Genomic DNA, 19129 nt, shown 5'->3' with positions numbered 1-19129 from the left:
TGCACTAATCTGCGGGGGCGTTTGCGTCTTACCGTGTCAGAAGGCAAATATCAGGTGTCAGATATTAGGAGCCTGGCAATCGAATGCCGTATTATTCGGCCGCCTCTAGCCCTGATTTCAGAAACACCAAACGCTCTAAAATCGCACGATGCTTGTCATCCAATTCCACTTTCAGGCGTTCAATATGCTCCAATTTTTCAGTGAGCTTATCGATACCACCAGCGCAGGGCCCTGCGCCCTCATCTGACAGGCATGCACTCATTCCGCGAATTTCACGGGTCGAAAACCCCGTTGCGATAAAATCGCGAATGCGTTCCGCCCGGCGCAAATCAGCAGCGCGATAGGTCCGATACCCATTTGCACTGCGTGCAACCTCCAACAGGCCTTCCTTTTCATAATGGCGTAACATGCGCTGTGTGATGCCCAACGCTTGTGCTGCTTCCTTTGCACGCATATTCGTCGCACTCCTTCTGTTGGATCAATACATGTGCTCACAGCGTAGCTGAACCGGATGCGCAACAAGACTCACCTGGTTCAACTCAATCAACTGCGCAACGACCATCCGCCATCAATGGTCAACACTTGCCCGGTGAGCCATTCGTTTTCAGGGCTTCCCAAGTGCAAAATCCAAGGCACGATGTCATCAGTGACCCCGCGCCGCCCAAGTGGCACCTGTTTAGCTTCCTGCGCTTCGATCTGTTGCGCCATCTCCGCCGGGATCCCCATAAATCCCGTCAATGCTCCGCTTTTCACGGGGCCTGGTGCAATCGCATTGACACGGATCCCCATGCCAGCCAGCTCGATTGCCCACGACTGTGTCAGATGCTCTAGCGCCGCTTTTGTCGCCCCGTAATGCGCAATCATAGGCGCAGCCCCGCGTGACACGGCTGTCCCAATATTCACAATTGCACCCTTACTCGCGCCCAGGGCCTCTGCAGCGGCCTTGACCAACTGTGACGGGGCCATAATATTTACCGCACACATATTCGCAATAATCTCAGGGTCATAAGCCTCTACCGGCAACATCTGCCCAGCGCCTGAATTGTTCACAATCAGATCAATGCGCCCCCAACGAGACAAGGCAGCATCAACAATCTGCTGCCCGCTCGTAACATCCGAGCTATCCACTTGCAGGGCTTCAATGTTCTCGCTCACCTCTGCAACTACAGCCAGCCTCTCCGCAGTGCGCCCGGTGATCAGAACCTTTGCACCTTGCTCTAACAGCTTGCGTGCCGTGGCTTCCCCAATCCCAGAGCTGCCGCCTGTGACAATTGCGACCTTGTCTTTCCACAGTTCATTTGTGTTCATTTTGCATTGCCTTCAATCACATAGAAATCCGTGATGACTGCCGACAACACAAAAGATGTCGGCAGTCCTATTCTTTGATCTACCAATAGGTTAAATCAGGCGGCTTCAGTATCTGGACGGCTAAAGTTCACCTCACGAGTCACTTGCCAGCGCCCGTCTTCAAAGACAAAATCGATGCTCAGCTCGATATGCATCTTTGGCCCACCAACCGGGATCTTTCGCGAAATTAAAACATGACCGCGGTTGCCATCCACCGTTAGGCTATGAATCTTTGACCACATGTGCTCTTCGGGGATCTTGTCTTTGAACACTTCTTTGAGCATTGCCATAAACTCCTGCTTATGCAGGGTGACAAGGCGTCCATCGATGTTCAAATCCATGACAACGATATCTTTGTGATAGATCTTATCCAGCTCTGTGAGGTTTGCACTGGTACCATAAACCATCAGGTCCTGAAGTTTGGCCCGTAGCGCATCGGTTGTCATTTCTGTCATACGAATAGTCTCCTGTTTTCGACGTTCTTGTTGTCGACACAGAAGCCCTATCGCATTGACACTAATGTCAGGGTCCAGAGGCTTTTTTACGAAAATCACACATTTTTCGCGTCACGCTCAATCCCGCGTTTCGATCACCACGATCATCTGGGTCTGCCCCTCCAGCGCTTCATAGATATGGGTCCCATCTGCTGGATAGCGAAAATAATCGCCGCTGTTCAGAACCTCCTCTTCGCCCCTTGGCCCAACCCGCGCTTGGCCCCGGCAAATCACCACATGCTCCACCGTGCCCGCAGGGTGTGGCGAGGATCGGCGCGGCGCGCCCGGTTCCAAATCCACCCGATACAGATCGCGGCGCACGCCCACCGGGCAATTGTCCAACAATGTGGTCTGATAGGGCGCATGATCTGAATCCACGGTGGCCCCTTCATGGGCGCGGATCAGGCGCAGCTCTGGCGCGCTGACCTCAAACAAGGTGGAGAACGTCACCCCAAGCGCCTCAGCAATCGCCCAAAGCGTTTCAATACTTGGATTGCCTTTGCCTGCCTCAAGGTTTGACAGCGTCGATTTGGCCAAATCCGCAGCCTCTGCAAGCGCAGACAGGCTCATGCCCTTGCGGTTGCGTTCCCGTTTGATCGCCCGTGCAATCAGATCGTTTGGCGACATGGGTGTCTCACTTATTTCACGCGTTCATTATAATGATGTGTTGTATTTTATAATGAACAATCTTACGTTCGCTGCCAGTGAACAGCGTTCGATGAGAAAGGTAAAGTATGTCTCGTGATCCGTGGTCAGATATTGTTCTGGGGGCCCGCGATATGATGCCCATGGCGCTGGCAGCTGCCACCTATGGCACCGCCTTTGGCTTGCTGGCGATCCAATCTGAGTTTTCACTTGCCCAGACCATCAGTATGAGCGCGCTGGTCTTTGGCGGCTCTGCCCAGCTGGTGGCGCTCGATCAACTGGTGGCGGGGGCCGGGGTGGCCGCTGCGGTTCTGGCGGGCGCTGCGTTGAACATCCGTATCCTTCTGATCACCGCCAGCATGCGCGCCGCGCTCACCCATCGCCCATGGTGGCAGGTGATGGCAGGCGTCTATGTGGCAACCGACGCCTCGGTTGCCTTGATGCAGACTGCCAAACAACGCGGCACATTGGCCAGCTATCATTATCTTTTTGGCGGCGGGCTGCTGCTCCTTTTGGTCTGGATCGCAGCCACCACGCTGGGCGCATTGCTGTCGCAGGGCATTCCTAATCCCAAAACCTATGGGCTGGATTTTGCAATTGTTGCCGTTTTTGTCGCCCTCTTGCCCGGTCTGTGGCGCGGACGGCAGGATCTTGCCCCTTGGGGCATCGCCGCAGCCACAGTTGCCGCCGGGACAGCTCTTTTTCCAGATCACGCAGCCTGGGCCCTGGTTTGTGGCGCAGTCTGTGGCGCAGTTGTTGCGGGGCTCCGCCATGACGCATGACATCTGGATCACCGTCTGGGTACTGGGCTTTGCCAGCCTCGCCATTCGCCTGTTTGGCTTTCTGCTGGCCCAGCGCTTGCCGCAAACCGGTGCATGGGCCCGTGGCATGGAGGCCCTGCCCGGCTGTCTCATCGTGGCTCTCGTGGCTTTGATGATCTTAAACAGTGGCCAACAGGAATGGATCGCAGGCGCTGTGGTTTTGCTGATCGCGGCGAAAACCCGCAATCTGCCCCTATCGATGGCGATTGGCGTCGCAGTGGTAGCTTTTATGCGGGCAACCCTACCCTGACTGAACCCCAAGCCGCTATGAGATGCTGCAGGTTAGCCCCTGCAAAAAATGCCCCTCCGACAAAGGGGCATTCTTAAATCATATCAGAAGCGTCTAAGCACAGAATCCGCGCTCGGTTCAGCTTTGTTTTGAAACCACTTGGTTCATACTCAGCGCAGGTTGGCTGCAGCCCGCTTCACCAACGATTTTGGCGGGAACACCAGCCACTGTTTTACAGCGGGGGATCTCTTGCAAGACCACCGAACCAGCGGCAATCCGGCTGCATTCACCAATCGTGATATTGCCCAGAACTTTTGCCCCGGCACCAATCAGGACGCCATCGCCAATCTTGGGATGGCGGTCCTCTTCCTCTTTGCCGGTGCCGCCCAGCGTGACGGAATGCAACATCGAAACATTGTCGCCCACCACAGCCGTTTCCCCAATGACAATCGAATGCGCGTGATCAATCATAATGCCGCGACCAATCTGGGCCGCTGGGTGAATATCAACGCCAAAAATCTCAGAGATACGCATCTGAAAGAAATAAGACAGGTCATAATCGCCCTTTTTCCACAGGTAATGCCCCACCCGATAGGCCTGAATGGCCTGATAGCCTTTGAAATACAGGATCGGCTGCAGCAAGCGATGGCAGGCCGGATCCCGGTCATAGACTGCCACAAGATCTGCGCGCGCCGCCTCAACCAGACTTGGATCATCCCCATAGGCCTGATCCACGATCTCGCGCAGGATGACCATCGACATCTCATTGGAACACAGCTTCGCGGCAATGCGATAAGACAGCGCTTTTTCAAGCGAGGTATGATGCAGAATACAGGCGTGGATCAAACCGCCCATCAAAGGCTGCTGCTTTACGGCCTCATGGGCCTCTGTGGTGATCTGATCCCAGGCTGGATCAACAGATGCAAGAATGGTTTGCGTTTGGGTCATGGCTTTGCCTCCTGAACACAGGCTCTTTATGCCATGTAAGCCGCCTAACGACAAACGCAATCCCGTGATCATTCGAATTTACAACATTTATGACTGCGCATATCTGCCGCTCAGGAATGCAACTGCGGGGCGCATCCGCGCCCCGCCCGGCCCAACGCCCCGGTGACAGATTTCTGTCGCCATAGGGGGGACGGGAGCGCCCCCTTTGCCTCTCCCACCGTGTCATCTGTCATGCTGGCACAAATTCATACGCAGCCTTTCCAGCACCACTTGCGTGGCCTCAAGGTAGCTCAGATCTTCATATCCCGGCTCATCTGCCAGAACAAACCGGCGCGCTGCGGCGTTTAAACTGCCATCCCCCCATCTGGGGTGCAGCTGACCTGTCTGGCTTACATGGATCATGGCCATAGCCGCGCCTGTAAAAATCTCATCACAAAGAGGCGCGCGCGCCTTGGGCGCAACCTCAAGCAAAGCGCGCGCAACGGCAGCCACATCTCCGGGTAATACAGGGCGTCGCATCATCACCTGCCTACCTGATCTCGGCCCGCAAGGTCGCGCCCATCCCGACAAGAGCAGAGATCTGCGCCACGTCAATCTGATCCCCCGGTTGCACCCCATCCGCAGTTTGCGCCGCTTGGGAATACCGCCAGTGCGGCGCTGTGACCCTCTGCGTTCTCAACACCTCAGCGCCGCGCCTTACGGTGATCTGGTAGGCTTCCTGCTCCTCTGCCAGGGGAACTTCGGGCATATCCCAGCTGTCGCCGTTGATACGGGTGCGCCGGATCCAGCTAAATTGCACATCCCCGCCCAGCCGTCCCTCTTGATGCAGATGCACCGGCGCAAGGGGACGCAGGCCCCGCCCTTCAAAACGGTGCATCTCATGCAGATAGCTTGGATCATCATAAGGCCGCCGCGCCGGGCCAATCCGGTAATGCTGCTCACTTTGCACAGCGCTCAGGGCCAGATCCAACTGATTGGGCACACCGTCCAGCGCCACCACAAAAGACCCTTCCGGCCAGACCGCGGGCATCTCTGCATCGCTGCCCGCCTGACCGCGCAAGCGGCGGCGCAAAAGATAGGTATCAGGTGCCACCAGCTCTGCCTCTTGGAATTGTAACACTTCCCAACCGCCGGGCGTGCCATCGCCAATCACCAGCACATTGCGGCCGTTCAAAACCGCCTGTGGATCGCGGCTTTGCAACATGCCCGAAATCAGACGCACCCGAAGCGGATCACCCAGATCCCAAACGCCGGGCTGCGCTGCCGCAAGCGGCGTTTCCGTAACGCCAACCGTCGCGCGCGCGGCCACAATCTCTGACAGGCTATAATCAAAATCCTGCGCACTGTTATAAACTGCAACACTCCCCGGCCAGGGCGCAGCCGTCACAGCCAGATGCGGTGCATGGGCCACCTCGTCCCCGCGCAACAGGGGCAGATCCAGAAACAAGGGCAACACTTGCGTCGGCGCGGCAAAGATATTCACACCGGGCAGATCTTCCGGCACAAAGGCCGGGCGGTACACTTCGGGATCAATACGCACGGCTTCAATCAGCTGCGCCTCCCCCTGCTCCACCCGGTCAATCCGGTACAGCGCAGGGCCATTGCCAGTGCCAAGATCAACGACATCGCCTGCCCCCAGATGCATTTGGGACGGAGGGAGAACAAAACGCAAACTGTCACGCGCCATCCGCGCCTCAGCCAGCCAGCGTTCCACTGTGGCCCGCGCTTCACTGCGTGTCAGCGCCATTGGCAGATCATTCTGGCTCACGGCCTGTGTCGCCTCGTCGGGCAAAACCGCCTCTTCCGACAAAAGCGCATGATCCCCGCCCCATTCCGCAAAGCGCAGGCGCACGCGTCCGGTCAGTTCCGCCTCGCCTGCGCGCAGTTCTTCAACCGTGCCATCCATTTCAGAACTGTCGACCAGCTGATCCTGATCAAGCAGGCTGGTTTCAGTGCCGGTGCGCATCTTAAAGAACAACGTGCCATCACGTTCAATCGCATCAAAACCAAAGCGCAGCATCAACGGCTGCAATGCCGCGCGCGCATCCACCACCTCTCGCAGACCATAACCACGCACCATGCCAATCAGACCGCTGACATCAATATCCGTCAGGCCTGAGCGATGACAGATTTCTGTAACCACCTCGGGCAAAGACCGCTGACCGATGCGCCCATTCAACCAATGCCCACGCGGATAATTCTCGCCATCGCTCCAAGTTTCAAGCGCATTGGGAAACACCGGAAACGGGCGCGCGTCCCAAGCCCAGACATAGGCATTGGCCAGATCCACCATCGGCCCTTCATAAAGCTCTGAGATCGGGTTGTTTTCTGCTATGCTCCAATGGGAAATCATCGCCCGCAGATACTGCAGCTGGATCAGATCATCCCGTTCGCCGTTGGAAAATTTCGGCAGTTTCGATTCCGAGCTTTTGGGGTCCAGAAATTTATTCGGCTGGTTCGTGCCCTTATCAATGGCAGCACAGCCAAATTCGGTGAACCAGATCGGTTTTGAACGCGCAACCCATGGTGTGGATTGGCTTTGGCGCACGCCATCAATGCGTTCAAAGTGATCCTTATCCCACCAATTGCGAATGTCTTTATAGCGCCAGATCCAGGGTTCATCATGTGCGCCATCGGTGATCGGCGTGCGCCTTTGGGCGTCTGCATCAGCTTGGGTCTCATAATACCAATCAAACCCCTCTCCGCCTTCCACATTGGCGCGCAGATAATCCAGATCATAGATCGAGGGCACGCCTGCGGCGCGGTCCACATGATCTTGGCCGTCGCGCCAGTCTGACAGGGGCATGTAGTTATCAATGCCGATGAAATCGATATTTGTATCAGCCCACAAAGGATCCAGATGGAAATAGCGATTGCCTTCCGGGCTGGTGTAACCCCAATATTCGGACCAATCCGCCGCATAGCCCAGTTTCACATCCGGCCCCATCAGCTGGCGCACCTCAGCCGTGAGGGCGCGCAACGCCTCCACCATGGGAAAGCCCGCCGCGCCCCGGATCTGCGTCAGGGCACGCAGTTCTGATCCAATACAGAAACTTGCAACGCCCCCCGCCGCAGTGCACAGGGCCGCGTAATGCAGGATAAAGCGGCTAAAGCTCCATTCCTCAGGGCCCTCATAGGTGACAGACCCCGCATTGATGGTGAAATCACTGGCTTTGACGGTACCGACAAAAGCTGCAACCTCAGTATCAGCCTGCGCGGTCTGATCCGGCGTGCCGGGGCGACCGGGCGCACGGCTGGTGGTGATCCGCCCACGCCACGGCAGATGCGCCTGACTGTCCCGATCACTCCACGGATCCGGCAACAGATTATCCCGTGTCTGATCCATCAGAATAAAGGGGTAAAACATCACCCGCTGACCGCGCGCGTTCATTTCGCGGATGGCTTCCACAACCGCTGCATCAGCTGGCGTGCCGCCATAGATCGGGCGGTCGTCTTCACGCACGATTTCAATTGCATCGCGCCGCTCCAATCCCGAAACGCTCCACGGCATAGACCCATCCGTATCCGCCGCTTCCACCTTGGGTTCCAACCGGCAGTCACCACAGCGCAGATCGCCGCCAAACCACGACACAATCAAAGACACCCCATCACAACGTGGCAATTCAGCCCCCAGCGTATCAAGCGAGGTCACAAGATCCGTTTCACCGCTGTGAGAAAAGCTGTTGGCGGGCACCTTTTCACCGGGGCCATGATCATAGGTCACTGGCGTTGCCGCCAGACTGTATTCGCCGGTGCCCGGCATCAGGGCCACGCCACGGATCAGTTGCGGCAGATCCATATCAAAGGCGTCATTACTCGGTTGGGCTGCGCACAAAACTTCAAAGGAAAACTGCGGCACCCGGTTGCCAAACCGTTCCAGATCCAGATGTTCCATCACCACATAAGCGGTGCCGCGATAGGTCGGCACCTGTCCTGTGCCCTCAATCGCCTCGATCACCGGATCAGGCTGCTGATCAGGTGTTCCAGTATAAAGCCGCAGATTAAGATCCTTTGGCGCAACCTCTTCGCCATCTGCCCAGATGCGCGAGACAGACAGGATCTCGCCTTCACACAGGGCAATCGCCAGCGATACCTGATAGCTGTATTGTGTCACCTTGGGCTGGCTGGGAGCGCCTTTGCCTCCCCCGCCGCTGGTGGTGGAACGCTCCACAAAATCAGAGGCCCAGATCACCTGCCCCCCGACCCGCATACGCCCATATACCTGCTGGACCGGTGCACCTTCGCTGGCCTCGGTCAGGCGGAACCGATCGACCTTGCCAGTTTCCACCGCCGCTGCACCACTGCCCAGAATGCGTTGATCAATCGCCCGGCCCAAAGTCGCGCCAACCGCGCGCCCCACCACAGCTGATGAAAGCCCCAGAACCGTGCCCCCGGCAGCCCCGCCAATCGCGGCGCCTGCTGCTGATAAAAGGATCGTCGCCATCTGCTGCTACTCCTGATGTGATTGCGTGGGAAGGTGGGGAAAGGCAAAACGCGCGACAATACGGCGCTGCCACGGCTGGCTCAGCGGGCTTTCGACCACCCCATGCCCCTGATAGGCATGAATAAACCGAGGTGCTGCACCGATGTGCGACTGGATGCCAAGGTGCTTGGCCACAGCACCTGCGCGCATCCGAAACAGGATCACATCCCCCGCATCTGCATCTGCCAATGTTTTGGACCTCAAATGCCGAGAGGCCGCCTGCCAAAGGCGTTCATCGCCTTGGGGTTCGGACCAATCCATACTATAGGCAGGTGGTGTTTCAGGCGCTGCGCCGTAAAGATCGGCCCAGACCCCCCGCACAAGACCCAGACAATCACAGCCTGCCCCCAGCGTAGCCGATTGATGCACGTAAGGCGTGCCAAGCCAACGCCGTGCGGCGTGAAGCACAGACGCGCTGTTCTCTGGCCTGCTCATCTGCGGCTACCGCCGGTGTTCCGGTTTTCTTGTCGTGGCACTGCCATCAGCCAGTCTTCGCCCGGAATATCAGGAAATCCCTGATAGTTGAGCGCATTGTTGAATTTCAAACGGCAGGTTTCAAAACGGCGATCACAGCCGGCAGTCAACCGGACCTGATCGCCGGGCTGAATATTCGCGCGCAGGGATTCCCAAAGCGTAATGGTGCGCGTTCCACCTTTGATCAGATCGCCTTTGATCGCACCCCACAGCCCCGCTCCCGCGCCAGAGATCACCCGCAAAACACCCCGTCGGAACCAGTCTGGTTCAAAATCCTCCAGCAGGGGCACAACAAAGATCTGCCCCTCGCGCACCGCGCCAAGCGTAACCTCGGTCGAATAGCCCGGCGTGGTCAGATCAAAACCACAGGCGCTGTCACCCAGCACGGCGGTACAGGGTTTTTGGTAAACACGTCCCAGCGGACGGTTCAACTGTTCCGTGAGGCCGCGCAATTCCGCCTGAAAGGCCCCGCCTGCGCGGCGGATCTCTCCCATGTGGCCGCGAAACTGCAGCATACGCTGGCTGACATCTGCCCAGTTGACCAACCAGGCACGCACCTCTGCGCCATCAAAGCGGCCCGCGTCGATATCGGCCTCGTTCACCGCCGCATCAGACAGCGCGCCGATGGCTTCGGTGTTGTCAATCGACAGGCCCGTTGCCTGCTGCAGACTTTGTGCGCTCAACCCGCTGTTGGCTTTAAATTGCATTTCGTCAAAGGTCAGATCACAATCGTGATCGGTAAAGCCAAACATCACCCCATCGCTGCGTTTTACCGCCCAGCAGCGACACAGCGTGGTATGGCCTGTCTCCAGATGCGCCTTCAGCGCTGCGGGCATCATACCCGGATCTCCACCACAGGCACCGTGGGCGCTTCGCCCGCCTGAAAGGATGCAACCGAGGTCTGAATGCGATCTGTGTCAAACCGCACCGGCACGTCAAATTCATAGCCCGCCACAAGGGCGCGCCCCTGTTCCGGGGCCAGCCCAAGGGTGACAAGGCCACTGTTGATATCCAGCGTGAAATCCACGCCCTCTTGCATCTCTTCCTGATCCAAACCCAGTTTCACAGTTCCGACAACCGGTTTGGTGATTGGACGCTGATAGCGATGCCCCCCCGAGCGATAAGTTTTCATCAGCTGAAATTCCCGCGTGACCCCGTCACACATGGCAATCTGCTGGTCGTGAAAGGTAATGTCCTTGCCTGCAGAGGAGGATTTGTAATCAGACCAGTCTTTCCAGCGAAACCCATACATCTGGCCGCTGCGGGCCTCAAAAAAAGCAATCAGCGTTTCGATATCTTCCAGGCTGCGCAGACCAAGCCCCGCATCAAAGCGCCTGCGGGAATGGGCCCAGGGGGAGTTGCGCTCTTCAAAGCCGTTGGTCAGCGTCACCACATCGGTGCGCCGCTCTGGCCCGCCGATAGAGCCAAAGCTGAGAGAAGCGGGAAATCTGACGTCGTGAAAGCTCATGATACTGGTCTCCTCATACTGGGTCTCCTCAGGCGTTGCGGTTGCCACGGGCCATGGCGCGGCTCATCTGGGCAGCAATCTGGGTTTGGCTGCGCTGAAAACTTTGAACATCGGGGGTTTGCACATTCATCACCACCGAAACGGGCGCGGCGCGCGGGATGGGGTCTGCCGCACGCGCAATCTGTGGTGCCTGCACCGGTGCGGCGTGCGCCAGCCGCGCGGGCGCCTGCGTCGCGATCTCTCCGCCCGTGCCAAAAATACTGCGCGCGGCTGTGGCAATCCCGGTGTCACCACCGCCACCAAACAACCCGCCAATCACATTGCTCAGCCCATCGGTGAGAAACCCGCTCACATGGTTTGAAACGGGTTTCACGGCGGCATTATAGCTGGTGCGGATCATGGATTGTGCGATTGTGTCCAGCGCATCTGACAGTTTGACCCCGTCAAAGACCAGATCATCAAAGGCACGTCGCAACCCTTTTGAAAGCCCCCGTTCAAGCGTTTGAACGTCGCGTTCGGTTGCCGCAACTGCCCCGCGCATCCGGTTGAGTTCCTTATCAAAACTGGCCGCCATCTCAGCTGCGCCGCCCAAACTGTCTTCAAGCAGTTGCGCGCGATCCGTCAGCGTGTTCAGATCTTCCTGAGCCATTATATCCTCCATCTGTTTCGGGTAAGCCTGCGCCGTCGGGATAGGCCTGCATCAAGGCCTGCAAGCCGGACCGGCCAAGCGCTGGCCGTGCCTCGGCCCCCAACATCACTTGCAGTTCGCGCGGCGTCAGCGCCCAGAAATCCTCTGGGCGCAGGTTCAATCCGTTCAGCCCCGCACGCTGCAGGGCTGGCCAGTCAAAGGCGCTCATGTGAAAGCACGCGCCAAAAGCTGCGCCGCCACGCGGGTCGCAGCCATCGCACCGCCCGCAATTTCTGCGTTCGCCAGATCACGTGCCGACAGATCCGCGCCACCGCCCCGCAACCCCGCGAGCAACAATGCCATCAGATCCCGTGTGCAAAAGCTTTGGCTTTCAAAACGCTGGATCAAGGAAAATAGGTCTTTGGCCTCCAGATCCTCTTCCAGCTCTGCCAAAGCGCCCAATGTGAGGCGCAACACATAAGGGTCACCATTCAGGATCAGCTCCACCTCGCCGCGGTGTGGGTTCACCATACCTTATACCGCCGTGAATGAGAGCGCCGCGGCGCTGGCCAATGTCAGCTCATAAGTGGCCTCGCCATTATGGCTGCCGGCATATTCCAGCCCTGTGACCTGAAACGCGCCTTCGATGATACCAAAATCAGGAACAACCACCTGAAAGCGCGGGGTTTCGCCATCAAAAAACAACTGGCGGGTGCGCGCATCTGTGTCCGCATCGCGAAACACACCTGATCCTGAAATCGTGGCAGAGCGCACGCCGGCCCCGCCCAGCAACTCTCGCCAGCCGCCCTGACTGTCCAGACTGGTGATATCCACACTTTCCGCATCAAAACTGATCCGTGTTGCCCGCAGGCCTGCGATGGTGGTGAATTGACCATCGCCGGTCATGTCTACTTTGATCAAAAGATCTTTGCCGTTCTGGGCTGCCATGGGATACCTCCTATGAAATTCAATGAGTTACAGTGAAGAGCTGTCTTCGACCTGAATGCGAAAGCGCAGCACTATTTCACGCCCTCCGGTCTTGAGCAGGCGCGCGGTGGCGCGGTCAAACCATTGGCCAACAACCCGTCCATGCGGCAGCGCGATCTGCGTGTCTGTCAACGCGGTTGAAATGGCCCCGGCCAGCGCCTTGGCCTGTGAAAACCCCGCTGCCTGTGTCACCACCCGCAGGGTGATCAGATGCAGCGCGCCTTGGGTGGTCTGATCAGATCTGTCGCGGACCTCTTCGCCCCCAAAGACCACATAGGTCTCTGGCAACGTGCCCGTTGGCAGCGCGTCATATATCGCGTCACCAGAAAGTGAGGAAACATCTGTATCACTCTGTAAAAGTTGGTAAATTGATGTTTGCAAATCTGCAGAAAGCGCATAGGTCATATGGCGATCTCCTCTGTTGCAAAACAGGTCAGAAAGCGGCCGTCAGCATCCTCTTCTGCAACGGCATGGATCAAAAACACCCGCGCGCCATCGCGCAGCCGGTGTCCGGCCTGCGGGCGATCTGGCGCGCCAACGGGCGCTGCACGCACCGTAATTCGATAGTGCTGCAAAGACGTGGCGGTGCCACTTTGGGCTGCGATGCGCCCAGAGCGCGCCCGCACATCTGCCCAGAGCGTGCCAAGATCCTGCCAGACCTCATGATAGCCGCCCGCACCATCCGCCGTTTGATCCAAAGCGCTTAGAACAAGCGCGCGATTTAACCGGTGTTTTGCAGCGCGCTTCATGATGTGGCTCCCAGTCGAAGGCGCAAGGTACGGTAGCGTTCAATCAGGCTGGTCACGCCAAAGGGCATACAGCCCCGATGCAGCCCGGTGTCTTCGCGGTGTTCATAGAAATGCGTGGCCAGCATCATCACAGCTTGCGCCAGATCGGCTGGAAGATCCGCATGTGTGGCCGCCATACCCGCCTGCAGGTCGATGCGGATCAGCCCCCCTTTGGGAGGGTTTGGAAGCGCGCCAGCACGGGCTACGATCTGTGAATGTTGGGTATCCGGGTGCAATGCGTAGCGATCAGGCGCGACCGTTGTTTCTGCGCCAAGGGAATCGACCTGTGCTATGCGATCAACTGCAGCAACCGGAGCCACAGGCAGTGTTTGCGCCCCATGGCTGTCCCAGCGCTGAAGATCCAGCTGAAACGCACGGATGATCAGGGTCTTGCCCGTGCGGCTTTCAATCGCGGCATAAGCTGCGCGCAAGAACCCCTCTAGCAGGGTATCCTGCAGCGTATCACTGGAAAATCCACGCCCCAGGCGCAAATGCGCGCGAAAGGCCTCGATGGGCAAGGCGGCCACAGGAATGGGGGAGCGTTCAGTCAACATCATCGCAGATCTCCGCTGGCGGATGGAAAAAGAGGTGGGCGCGTGTGCCTCGCTTTGACCGCAAGGACGGAGGGAGCAGCGGGACGGCCAAAGACCGTGAGGCACACGTACCGACGAAGGCGGGCTGCCGCCCTCGTCATTCAGACATCACAGGATCAAAGGATCAAAGGATCAGGATGTGCCGAATTTCAGCAATTTGATTGCAGCAAAATCACTGACATCGCCGCCAACCCGTTTCGTGGCAAAGAACAGAACATGCGGTTTGGCGCTGAAGGGATCGCGCAACACACGCAGATCGGGGCGTTCTGCAATCGTGTAACCAGATTCAAAATCACCAAAGGCAATCGACAGGCTATCAACCGCCATATCCGGCATGTCTTCGGCAATCAGTACAGGATATCCCATCAAGCGTGCCGGTTCTCCGGCCGCCAGACCATCGGACCACAGGAAGCGCCCATCCGCGTCTTTCAGCTTGCGCACCTGCCCTGCGGTTTTGGAATTCATCACAAAGCTTGCATTGGCGCGGTATTGCGCGCCAAGCGCATAAACCAGATCCACGATCTTATCCGCATCAGATAGGGCACCCGGGCTGCCGGTCGTGACATAGCCCAGCGATCCCCAGCTCCAGCTGTCGTTGTCCACGCTGGGATGTGTCAGAAATCCGGTGGGTTTATCAATACCATCGCCCGTCACAAAGGCGGCCGCTTCAGCGCGGGCGAATGTATCGGCGATGCGCCCCGCCAGCCAGGTTTCGATATCAAAGGCGCTGTCATCCAACAGTCGTTGTGAGACCTTGGGAAGCGCGCTGAGCTCATGCAGTGGGATTGCGATCCGATCCAGCGTTGCGGTTGCGGTTTCCGTGCTGTTCGCGGTCTCAGTGGCCCAGCCCGATCCCATATCGTTTTGATCGATCAGCACATCATATGAGCTGGCTTCGACATTCACGACCGAGGCCACCGCGCGGATAGATGCGGTAGAGGACAGCACCGATTTCACGGTGTCGGATGTGACAGGGTCCACCAGATAACCGCCATCGCCGTTTACCGCGGTCGACATCGCCTTGCCTTCAAAATCAAGGCCACGCAGCGGAGCATCATCGCCTGAGCGCAGATAGGTGTTAAAGGCCTTTTGATGCGGAGCCTCTGTTTGAATACTCGCCGCCAGATGGGGACGATGGGCCTGTCGGGTGGTACGATCCAGCATGGTCACTCGCTCATTTGTGTGTTTCAGTTCAGTTTTAATTTCAGATTGAAAGCCTTTGATATGGCTTACAAATTCATTCAAAGAGTCAGTCAGATTTGCGGTGTCATTGGCCTGTGTCATCGGGCTCTCCTAAGGGTTACATTTCGGCAAGGGCGCGGCTGGCCTGGCGCAGGGCATGCGCCAGCTGATCACTGTTATCGTCACGGGATTTGACCTGTGCGTCTGTCACGCGGGCACTGGGCAACATCGGGAAGGTCACTAAGGAAACCTCCCACAGATCAACCTGAAGCAACTGGCGCTGGCCCTCTTTGGTTTTGGTACTGCGGCGGGTGCGATACCCGATCGACAATCCATCCAGCGCGCCGGCCTGAATAAGGGCGATGGCCTCAGCACCACGTTGGGTTTCGCGCAGCAAACGCCCTGAGACCCAAAGCCCGGTCTCATCTTCGCGCACCTCATCCCACACGCCGATGGGTTGCGCTGGGTCATGCTGCCAGAGCATTTTGACCTTGCGACCACCTTCTGACAGCTTTTGCAGCGAGGATTGATAGGCACCCGGCATTACCAGATCACCGCCTTGATCCACCTCCCCAAACCGGCTGGCATAGCCTTGAATTCTAGTGTCATCGCTTAGAGATAGCGGCGTATCGGAGCGTGCAAATTTTGTTTCCAATTCGGGTTGATGAAACATCAACTCCTCCTTTTAACACATTGTTAAGTATAGTTACTGCGCGGTCAGAAAGGACTGAAATGCTTGTGCAAGGATCACAGCGGCGACGCCATAAACCGTGAGCCACAGGCGTTTTTCGAGCCGCGCCATCATCTCTTCGATCCGGTCCAGACGGCGGTTCAACGCCTCTTGTTCGATCTGGTGAATACGTTCATGGGCACTGAGCCGCAGGCCGGGTGCACAATCAAACGAGGGGTATGGGCCATCAGCCATCCTGTGTTCCCTCCATCGTTTGGACCGGCAGGCCCAACAGACGGCGCTTTTCTGCATCTGTCAGGAAATCCGCACTGCTCACGCGCCGCCACTGGGCTTCGCGCTCAGCCGCGAGGGCCGGCACCTGATCCAGATCTGGCGCAAGACGCAGATCTGATCCGGGTATCAACCAATCACAAAGCGCCGCCGTAACACGGGCTGCCAGTGGCAAAACAGTAAGCCGATAAAAGGCGCGGTTGGCCTCTTGGTAGTTGGCATAAGTGGCGTCCCCCTTAATGCCCAACAGCATTGGCGGCACCCCAAAGGCCAGCGCGATTTCACGGGCGGCGGACTCTTTAGTTTGTTGAAATTCCATATCAGACGGGGAAAATCCCATCGGCTTCCAATCCAGTCCGCCTTCCAGCACCATGGGGCGACCAGCATTGCGCGCACCTTGAAAGCTTGTGGAAATTTCGTCACTTAGGCGTTGAAACTGATCTTCGCTGAGGCTGTCTGCCTCGCCATTCCAAACCAATGCCCCTGAGGGGCGTGCGGCGTTATCCAGCAAAGATTTTGACCAGCGCGACGCTGCATTGTGCACATCCACCGCCATAGCTGCGGCTTGCAGGGGTGACAATCCATAATGATCGTCTTGGGGGTGGAAGCTGCGAATGTGGCAAATTGGGGTTGCCTCAGCAGCGGTTTCAAACCGATGTTTGCGCCCCCCTACGCTGTATTCATATCCCGCAGGCCAGCCATCTGATCCCGGAATGACGCGCATCCGGTCAGAGCGCAGAACATGCAGTTCAACCGGTCCGTCAGCGCCCCAGCCTGCGCCTTCCACATAAGCATTGCCGCTGAGCAAAAGCTGACCATAAAGCGCCTCTAGCAATTCAGCCTGCCCCTGTGCGGGGTTGGGACGCGCCAGCAATGCGAGCATCGGGTGGCTATCATACCGTTCGCTTTGTGTTTGCAACACAAGTGACAGTGCAGCGGCGGATTCTGCGATCAGTTTCACCGCGCGAAATCCAACCGGATTGGCCGCAAAGCCTGCGCGCACCAAGGAGGCGTCATCACGCGGGCTCCACGCCACATGGCCGCCCTGCACCGCCTGTGCGACCCGCGCTGTCGCGCTCGCTTTGCGCTCGACTGAGCGCCGCGGTGCGGGCGGTGTGTTGTCTTTGCGTCGAAAGCGGTCAAACACCATCTTCGGCTCCTCATCCAGTGGGGGGCGATTGCCCGAAACATGGGAAAAGATTGCCTGACAGGGTTGAAGACTTTGATGCCAGAGGGTGCGCCGAGGGCGCAACACTCGCCTTAAGTCATTGAAATATAGAAAAGGCCCGCGCTAAGGCGGGCCAATTGTAAGTTTGAAAAAACGCCTAGAGCTGTCGCGCGCGCGGAATTTTTGCAGGTTTGGAGGGATCGATCATCAGCTCGGTCAGGGCCCAGACCAACGCATCCAGCCGGTCGGGAGAGCCTGTCCCCTGATAGCCCTGCGGTGTCATCTGGCACATCTGTTCTTCCAGTGCCGTCAGGCCCGGCACATGACGCACTTTGCCCTGTTCATAAAGGGCTGCCACCGGTTCTGCGCGGGCGGATTTGCCTTTGGCGGCATAGCGCGCGCGAAACGGTACGTGTGGGTCCACCTGTCGCAGCAACGTTTCAATCAATGCACCACCCTGGTTGACCTCGGCCACCAGACGATCCGCATTGTGGTGCGCACGGGCAGCCACCGCAGCGGTTGCCCATTCCAGCGGGCCAGCTGCCTGTGTCGTATAATCCGCCAGCACATAGGCGCGCCAGTCTTCTGCAGGGCCACACATCTTGGCCCCAACGACCAAGATCCCGCAGGCATCTGAGGTGCCTTTTGCAGTCACCGCAGGATCAACCGCAACGACGACACGATCCAGTTGCGGCGGATCTGCGCAATAGAGATCAGACAATTGCGCAGTGGACCACATAGCACCGTCAACCTCGCTCAGCATTTGGCCCATGAGTTCCTGCTGGCCCAATCGGGTGCCGCCATAGCGCGCCTTGACCTCAGCCAGAAAGGAGGGGGCGAGATTGGCGCGATTGGCCATTGTGGGCGCATGGGTTTGTACGGTGGTTGGGCTGGCCAACAGATCCTTAAGCAAAGGAGACACCCGCGGTGTTGTAGTGACACAGACCCGTGGAGTGTCCCCAAGGCGCAGGGCAAATTGCAGCATATCCCAGGCCTCTTGCCCTTTTTTCCATTTCGCCAACTCGTCCGCCCAAGCCGCATCAAACTGTGGTCCGCGCAGGGCTTCGGGGTCTTGCGCGGAAAAGGCCTGTGCCTCAGCCCCATTGGGCCAGATCAGTTTGCGCGCGCTGGCTTTCCAGATGGGGCGTCGATCTGGGGGCGCACAGGACAAAAGACCACTGTCTCCTTCGATCATCACGTCGCGCACCTGATCATAGGTTTCGCCCAGCAACGCAACACGGCGCGCGCGTCCCGGTGCAAAAGGGCGCGCCCCTTCAACCTGTTGGCGCACCCATTCGCTGCCAGCACGGGTTTTCCCAGCCCCACGTCCGCCAAGGATTACCCAAGCCCGCCACTCTCCCGCTGGTTGGATCTGATGAGAGAGCGCCCAGATATCAAAACAATAGGGCAAAGCCTGCAGCTGATCGTCATCCAGCGTCGTCAGGAAGCTTTGTTTGGTCTTCGTGCTCCTGCAGGCGAGCCAAGCGCCCCATGAGCTGTACCCTTGCGGCCTCGGCATCAAATCCTGCGTCTTCTGCGCCAGCTGCTGTGCGTAACTGTTCGACAAGGGTTCTCTCCACTTTATGGCACTCACGGATGAGGGATTCGAGTTTGCTTACATAGGGTTTCTGCTCCATCAGCTCTGGATCAAGATCCAGACTGGTCTTTAGCATGTCGTGCCAGCACTCGACCTCTTGGCGCAGACTTTGGATTGAATTCATCAAAGATCGCAAAAGATCCTTGGATTGCTCCAAAAGCACCTCTGCATGGGTCGTTTCACTGACCGCGTGCGACACGTAAACGTGTCTGTCTGATAATGTCATGAAATGAAGGCTCAGTTGCTGCTGCCTGTAGACAGCACATGATCCGCCCCAACGTTTGAACGCCAAACGCCCCTGCCCTGCGACGTTAGC

General features: G+C 57.8%; 25 protein-coding genes. 2 read left to right on the top strand and 23 right to left on the bottom strand.

The window, feature by feature from the left end; genetic code table 11:
- Positions 1-91: 91 nt before the first annotated feature.
- From BLP79_RS16295 to BLP79_RS16280, 4 genes are all read right to left on the bottom strand, one after another.
- The gene (locus BLP79_RS16295; protein ID WP_090220747.1) at positions 92-454 is read right to left on the bottom strand and encodes a MerR family transcriptional regulator; all 363 of its coding nucleotides are present in this window, start codon (positions 452-454) and stop codon (positions 92-94) included.
- A gap of 89 nt (positions 455-543) precedes the next feature.
- Positions 544-1308, bottom strand: coding sequence for an SDR family NAD(P)-dependent oxidoreductase (locus BLP79_RS16290; RefSeq protein ID WP_090220745.1), 765 nt, complete (start codon positions 1306-1308; stop codon positions 544-546).
- 95 nt (positions 1309-1403) lie between these two features.
- Positions 1404-1802 (bottom strand): hypothetical protein, encoded by a 399-nt coding sequence (locus tag BLP79_RS16285; protein WP_090220744.1) that lies wholly within the window; start codon positions 1800-1802, stop codon positions 1404-1406.
- 117 nt (positions 1803-1919) lie between these two features.
- Positions 1920-2468, bottom strand: coding sequence for a helix-turn-helix domain-containing protein (locus BLP79_RS16280; protein WP_090220742.1), 549 nt, complete (start codon positions 2466-2468; stop codon positions 1920-1922).
- A 107-nt stretch (positions 2469-2575) separates the two neighbouring features.
- Between BLP79_RS16280 and BLP79_RS16275 the strand changes: the two genes are divergently transcribed.
- Together BLP79_RS16275 and BLP79_RS16270 are read left to right on the top strand one after the other, a co-directional pair.
- On the top strand, positions 2576-3268 hold the full coding sequence (locus BLP79_RS16275; RefSeq protein ID WP_090220740.1) for an AzlC family ABC transporter permease: 693 nt from the start codon (positions 2576-2578) through the stop codon (positions 3266-3268).
- On the top strand, positions 3258-3557 hold the full coding sequence (locus tag BLP79_RS16270; protein WP_090220739.1) for an AzlD family protein: 300 nt from the start codon (positions 3258-3260) through the stop codon (positions 3555-3557). Before BLP79_RS16275 ends, BLP79_RS16270 begins: the two co-directional genes overlap by 11 nt.
- Before the next feature lie 117 nt (positions 3558-3674).
- On the opposite strand, the gene cysE is transcribed toward BLP79_RS16270, so the two are convergent.
- The 19 genes from cysE to BLP79_RS16175 form a co-directional block, all read right to left on the bottom strand.
- On the bottom strand, positions 3675-4484 hold the full coding sequence (gene cysE / locus BLP79_RS16265) for a serine O-acetyltransferase (protein ID WP_090220737.1): 810 nt from the start codon (positions 4482-4484) through the stop codon (positions 3675-3677).
- Positions 4485-4706: 222 nt separating this feature from the next.
- Positions 4707-5006 carry a DUF7742 family protein gene (locus BLP79_RS16260; protein WP_232716260.1) on the bottom strand — a complete coding sequence of 100 codons (300 nt, stop codon included), beginning with the start codon at positions 5004-5006 and terminating at the stop codon, positions 4707-4709.
- Between the two features lie 7 nt (positions 5007-5013).
- The gene (locus BLP79_RS16255; protein ID WP_090220736.1) at positions 5014-8928 is read right to left on the bottom strand and encodes a baseplate multidomain protein megatron; all 3915 of its coding nucleotides are present in this window, start codon (positions 8926-8928) and stop codon (positions 5014-5016) included.
- A gap of 6 nt (positions 8929-8934) precedes the next feature.
- Positions 8935-9402 carry an NlpC/P60 family protein gene (locus tag BLP79_RS16250; RefSeq protein WP_090220735.1) on the bottom strand — a complete coding sequence of 156 codons (468 nt, stop codon included), beginning with the start codon at positions 9400-9402 and terminating at the stop codon, positions 8935-8937.
- A complete protein-coding gene (locus tag BLP79_RS16245; RefSeq protein WP_090220734.1) occupies positions 9399-10280 on the bottom strand; it encodes a DUF2163 domain-containing protein in 882 nt (293 codons plus the stop codon). The genes BLP79_RS16250 and BLP79_RS16245 overlap by 4 nt, the downstream gene beginning before the upstream one ends.
- Entirely contained in the window at positions 10277-10909 is a 633-nt protein-coding gene (locus BLP79_RS16240; RefSeq protein WP_090220732.1) for a DUF2460 domain-containing protein, read from the bottom strand. Before BLP79_RS16240 ends, BLP79_RS16245 begins: the two co-directional genes overlap by 4 nt.
- Before the next feature lie 28 nt (positions 10910-10937).
- A complete protein-coding gene (locus BLP79_RS16235; RefSeq protein ID WP_090220730.1) occupies positions 10938-11558 on the bottom strand; it encodes a phage tail tape measure protein in 621 nt (206 codons plus the stop codon).
- Positions 11509-11766, bottom strand: coding sequence for a rcc01693 family protein (locus BLP79_RS16230; protein WP_090220729.1), 258 nt, complete (start codon positions 11764-11766; stop codon positions 11509-11511). Before BLP79_RS16230 ends, BLP79_RS16235 begins: the two co-directional genes overlap by 50 nt.
- Entirely contained in the window at positions 11763-12068 is a 306-nt protein-coding gene (locus tag BLP79_RS16225) for a gene transfer agent family protein (protein ID WP_090220726.1), read from the bottom strand. Before BLP79_RS16225 ends, BLP79_RS16230 begins: the two co-directional genes overlap by 4 nt.
- A gap of 3 nt (positions 12069-12071) precedes the next feature.
- Positions 12072-12485: a phage major tail protein, TP901-1 family gene (locus BLP79_RS16220; RefSeq protein ID WP_090220724.1), complete on the bottom strand. Its 414-nt coding sequence runs from the start codon at positions 12483-12485 to the stop codon at positions 12072-12074.
- Positions 12486-12512: 27 nt separating this feature from the next.
- The gene (locus tag BLP79_RS16215) at positions 12513-12929 is read right to left on the bottom strand and encodes a DUF3168 domain-containing protein (protein WP_090220722.1); all 417 of its coding nucleotides are present in this window, start codon (positions 12927-12929) and stop codon (positions 12513-12515) included.
- On the bottom strand, positions 12926-13273 hold the full coding sequence (locus BLP79_RS16210) for a head-tail adaptor protein (protein WP_090220721.1): 348 nt from the start codon (positions 13271-13273) through the stop codon (positions 12926-12928). The genes BLP79_RS16215 and BLP79_RS16210 overlap by 4 nt, the downstream gene beginning before the upstream one ends.
- Positions 13270-13869: a head-tail connector protein gene (locus BLP79_RS16205; protein ID WP_090220719.1), complete on the bottom strand. Its 600-nt coding sequence runs from the start codon at positions 13867-13869 to the stop codon at positions 13270-13272. The genes BLP79_RS16210 and BLP79_RS16205 overlap by 4 nt, the downstream gene beginning before the upstream one ends.
- Before the next feature lie 168 nt (positions 13870-14037).
- On the bottom strand, positions 14038-15189 hold the full coding sequence (locus BLP79_RS16200; protein WP_090220717.1) for a phage major capsid protein: 1152 nt from the start codon (positions 15187-15189) through the stop codon (positions 14038-14040).
- A gap of 16 nt (positions 15190-15205) precedes the next feature.
- Positions 15206-15760 (bottom strand): HK97 family phage prohead protease, encoded by a 555-nt coding sequence (locus BLP79_RS16195; protein ID WP_090220716.1) that lies wholly within the window; start codon positions 15758-15760, stop codon positions 15206-15208.
- Positions 15761-15793: 33 nt separating this feature from the next.
- Positions 15794-16012: a GTA head formation protein, RCAP_rcc01685 family gene (locus BLP79_RS16190; RefSeq protein ID WP_090220714.1), complete on the bottom strand. Its 219-nt coding sequence runs from the start codon at positions 16010-16012 to the stop codon at positions 15794-15796.
- On the bottom strand, positions 16005-17198 hold the full coding sequence (locus BLP79_RS16185) for a phage portal protein (RefSeq protein WP_090220712.1): 1194 nt from the start codon (positions 17196-17198) through the stop codon (positions 16005-16007). Before BLP79_RS16185 ends, BLP79_RS16190 begins: the two co-directional genes overlap by 8 nt.
- Before the next feature lie 175 nt (positions 17199-17373).
- Positions 17374-18735 (bottom strand): DNA-packaging protein, encoded by a 1362-nt coding sequence (locus BLP79_RS16180; RefSeq protein ID WP_090220710.1) that lies wholly within the window; start codon positions 18733-18735, stop codon positions 17374-17376.
- Positions 18644-19039 carry a recombinase gene (locus tag BLP79_RS16175; RefSeq protein WP_232716262.1) on the bottom strand — a complete coding sequence of 132 codons (396 nt, stop codon included), beginning with the start codon at positions 19037-19039 and terminating at the stop codon, positions 18644-18646. The genes BLP79_RS16180 and BLP79_RS16175 overlap by 92 nt, the downstream gene beginning before the upstream one ends.
- Positions 19040-19129: the final 90 nt, after the last annotated feature.

The organism is Epibacterium ulvae (assembly GCF_900102795.1).
Lineage (GTDB): Bacteria > Pseudomonadota > Alphaproteobacteria > Rhodobacterales > Rhodobacteraceae > Epibacterium > Epibacterium ulvae.
Note: the sequence above shows the minus strand (reverse complement) of the source record. Positions and strands in the feature narration are given on the sequence as shown.

Bases quoted from the DNA above. Each gene is read 5' to 3' on its own strand.
- BLP79_RS16195 (WP_090220716.1), bottom strand. From the start codon at position 15,760: ATGTTTCATCAACCCGAATTGGAAACAAAATTTGCACGCTCCGATACG.
- BLP79_RS16235 (WP_090220730.1), bottom strand. From the start codon at position 11,558: ATGGCTCAGGAAGATCTGAACACGCTGACGGATCGCGCGCAACTGCTT.
- BLP79_RS16180 (WP_090220710.1), bottom strand. From the start codon at position 18,735: ATGCCGAGGCCGCAAGGGTACAGCTCATGGGGCGCTTGGCTCGCCTGC.
- BLP79_RS16250 (WP_090220735.1), bottom strand. From the start codon at position 9,402: ATGAGCAGGCCAGAGAACAGCGCGTCTGTGCTTCACGCCGCACGGCGT.
- BLP79_RS16240 (WP_090220732.1), bottom strand. From the start codon at position 10,909: ATGAGCTTTCACGACGTCAGATTTCCCGCTTCTCTCAGCTTTGGCTCT.
- BLP79_RS16285 (WP_090220744.1), bottom strand. From the start codon at position 1,802: ATGACAGAAATGACAACCGATGCGCTACGGGCCAAACTTCAGGACCTG.
- BLP79_RS16175 (WP_232716262.1), bottom strand. From the start codon at position 19,039: ATGACATTATCAGACAGACACGTTTACGTGTCGCACGCGGTCAGTGAA.
- BLP79_RS16270 (WP_090220739.1), top strand. From the start codon at position 3,258: ATGACGCATGACATCTGGATCACCGTCTGGGTACTGGGCTTTGCCAGC.
- BLP79_RS16225 (WP_090220726.1), bottom strand. From the start codon at position 12,068: ATGGTGAACCCACACCGCGGCGAGGTGGAGCTGATCCTGAATGGTGAC.
- BLP79_RS16200 (WP_090220717.1), bottom strand. From the start codon at position 15,189: ATGACACAGGCCAATGACACCGCAAATCTGACTGACTCTTTGAATGAA.
- BLP79_RS16260 (WP_232716260.1), bottom strand. From the start codon at position 5,006: ATGATGCGACGCCCTGTATTACCCGGAGATGTGGCTGCCGTTGCGCGC.
- BLP79_RS16290 (WP_090220745.1), bottom strand. From the start codon at position 1,308: ATGAACACAAATGAACTGTGGAAAGACAAGGTCGCAATTGTCACAGGC.
- BLP79_RS16245 (WP_090220734.1), bottom strand. From the start codon at position 10,280: ATGATGCCCGCAGCGCTGAAGGCGCATCTGGAGACAGGCCATACCACG.
- BLP79_RS16210 (WP_090220721.1), bottom strand. From the start codon at position 13,273: ATGAAGCGCGCTGCAAAACACCGGTTAAATCGCGCGCTTGTTCTAAGC.
- cysE (WP_090220737.1), bottom strand. From the start codon at position 4,484: ATGACCCAAACGCAAACCATTCTTGCATCTGTTGATCCAGCCTGGGAT.
- BLP79_RS16280 (WP_090220742.1), bottom strand. From the start codon at position 2,468: ATGTCGCCAAACGATCTGATTGCACGGGCGATCAAACGGGAACGCAAC.
- BLP79_RS16255 (WP_090220736.1), bottom strand. From the start codon at position 8,928: ATGGCGACGATCCTTTTATCAGCAGCAGGCGCCGCGATTGGCGGGGCT.
- BLP79_RS16220 (WP_090220724.1), bottom strand. From the start codon at position 12,485: ATGGCAGCCCAGAACGGCAAAGATCTTTTGATCAAAGTAGACATGACC.
- BLP79_RS16230 (WP_090220729.1), bottom strand. From the start codon at position 11,766: ATGAGCGCCTTTGACTGGCCAGCCCTGCAGCGTGCGGGGCTGAACGGA.
- BLP79_RS16190 (WP_090220714.1), bottom strand. From the start codon at position 16,012: ATGGCTGATGGCCCATACCCCTCGTTTGATTGTGCACCCGGCCTGCGG.
- BLP79_RS16295 (WP_090220747.1), bottom strand. From the start codon at position 454: ATGCGTGCAAAGGAAGCAGCACAAGCGTTGGGCATCACACAGCGCATG.
- BLP79_RS16205 (WP_090220719.1), bottom strand. From the start codon at position 13,869: ATGATGTTGACTGAACGCTCCCCCATTCCTGTGGCCGCCTTGCCCATC.
- BLP79_RS16185 (WP_090220712.1), bottom strand. From the start codon at position 17,198: ATGGTGTTTGACCGCTTTCGACGCAAAGACAACACACCGCCCGCACCG.
- BLP79_RS16215 (WP_090220722.1), bottom strand. From the start codon at position 12,929: ATGACCTATGCGCTTTCTGCAGATTTGCAAACATCAATTTACCAACTT.
- BLP79_RS16275 (WP_090220740.1), top strand. From the start codon at position 2,576: ATGTCTCGTGATCCGTGGTCAGATATTGTTCTGGGGGCCCGCGATATG.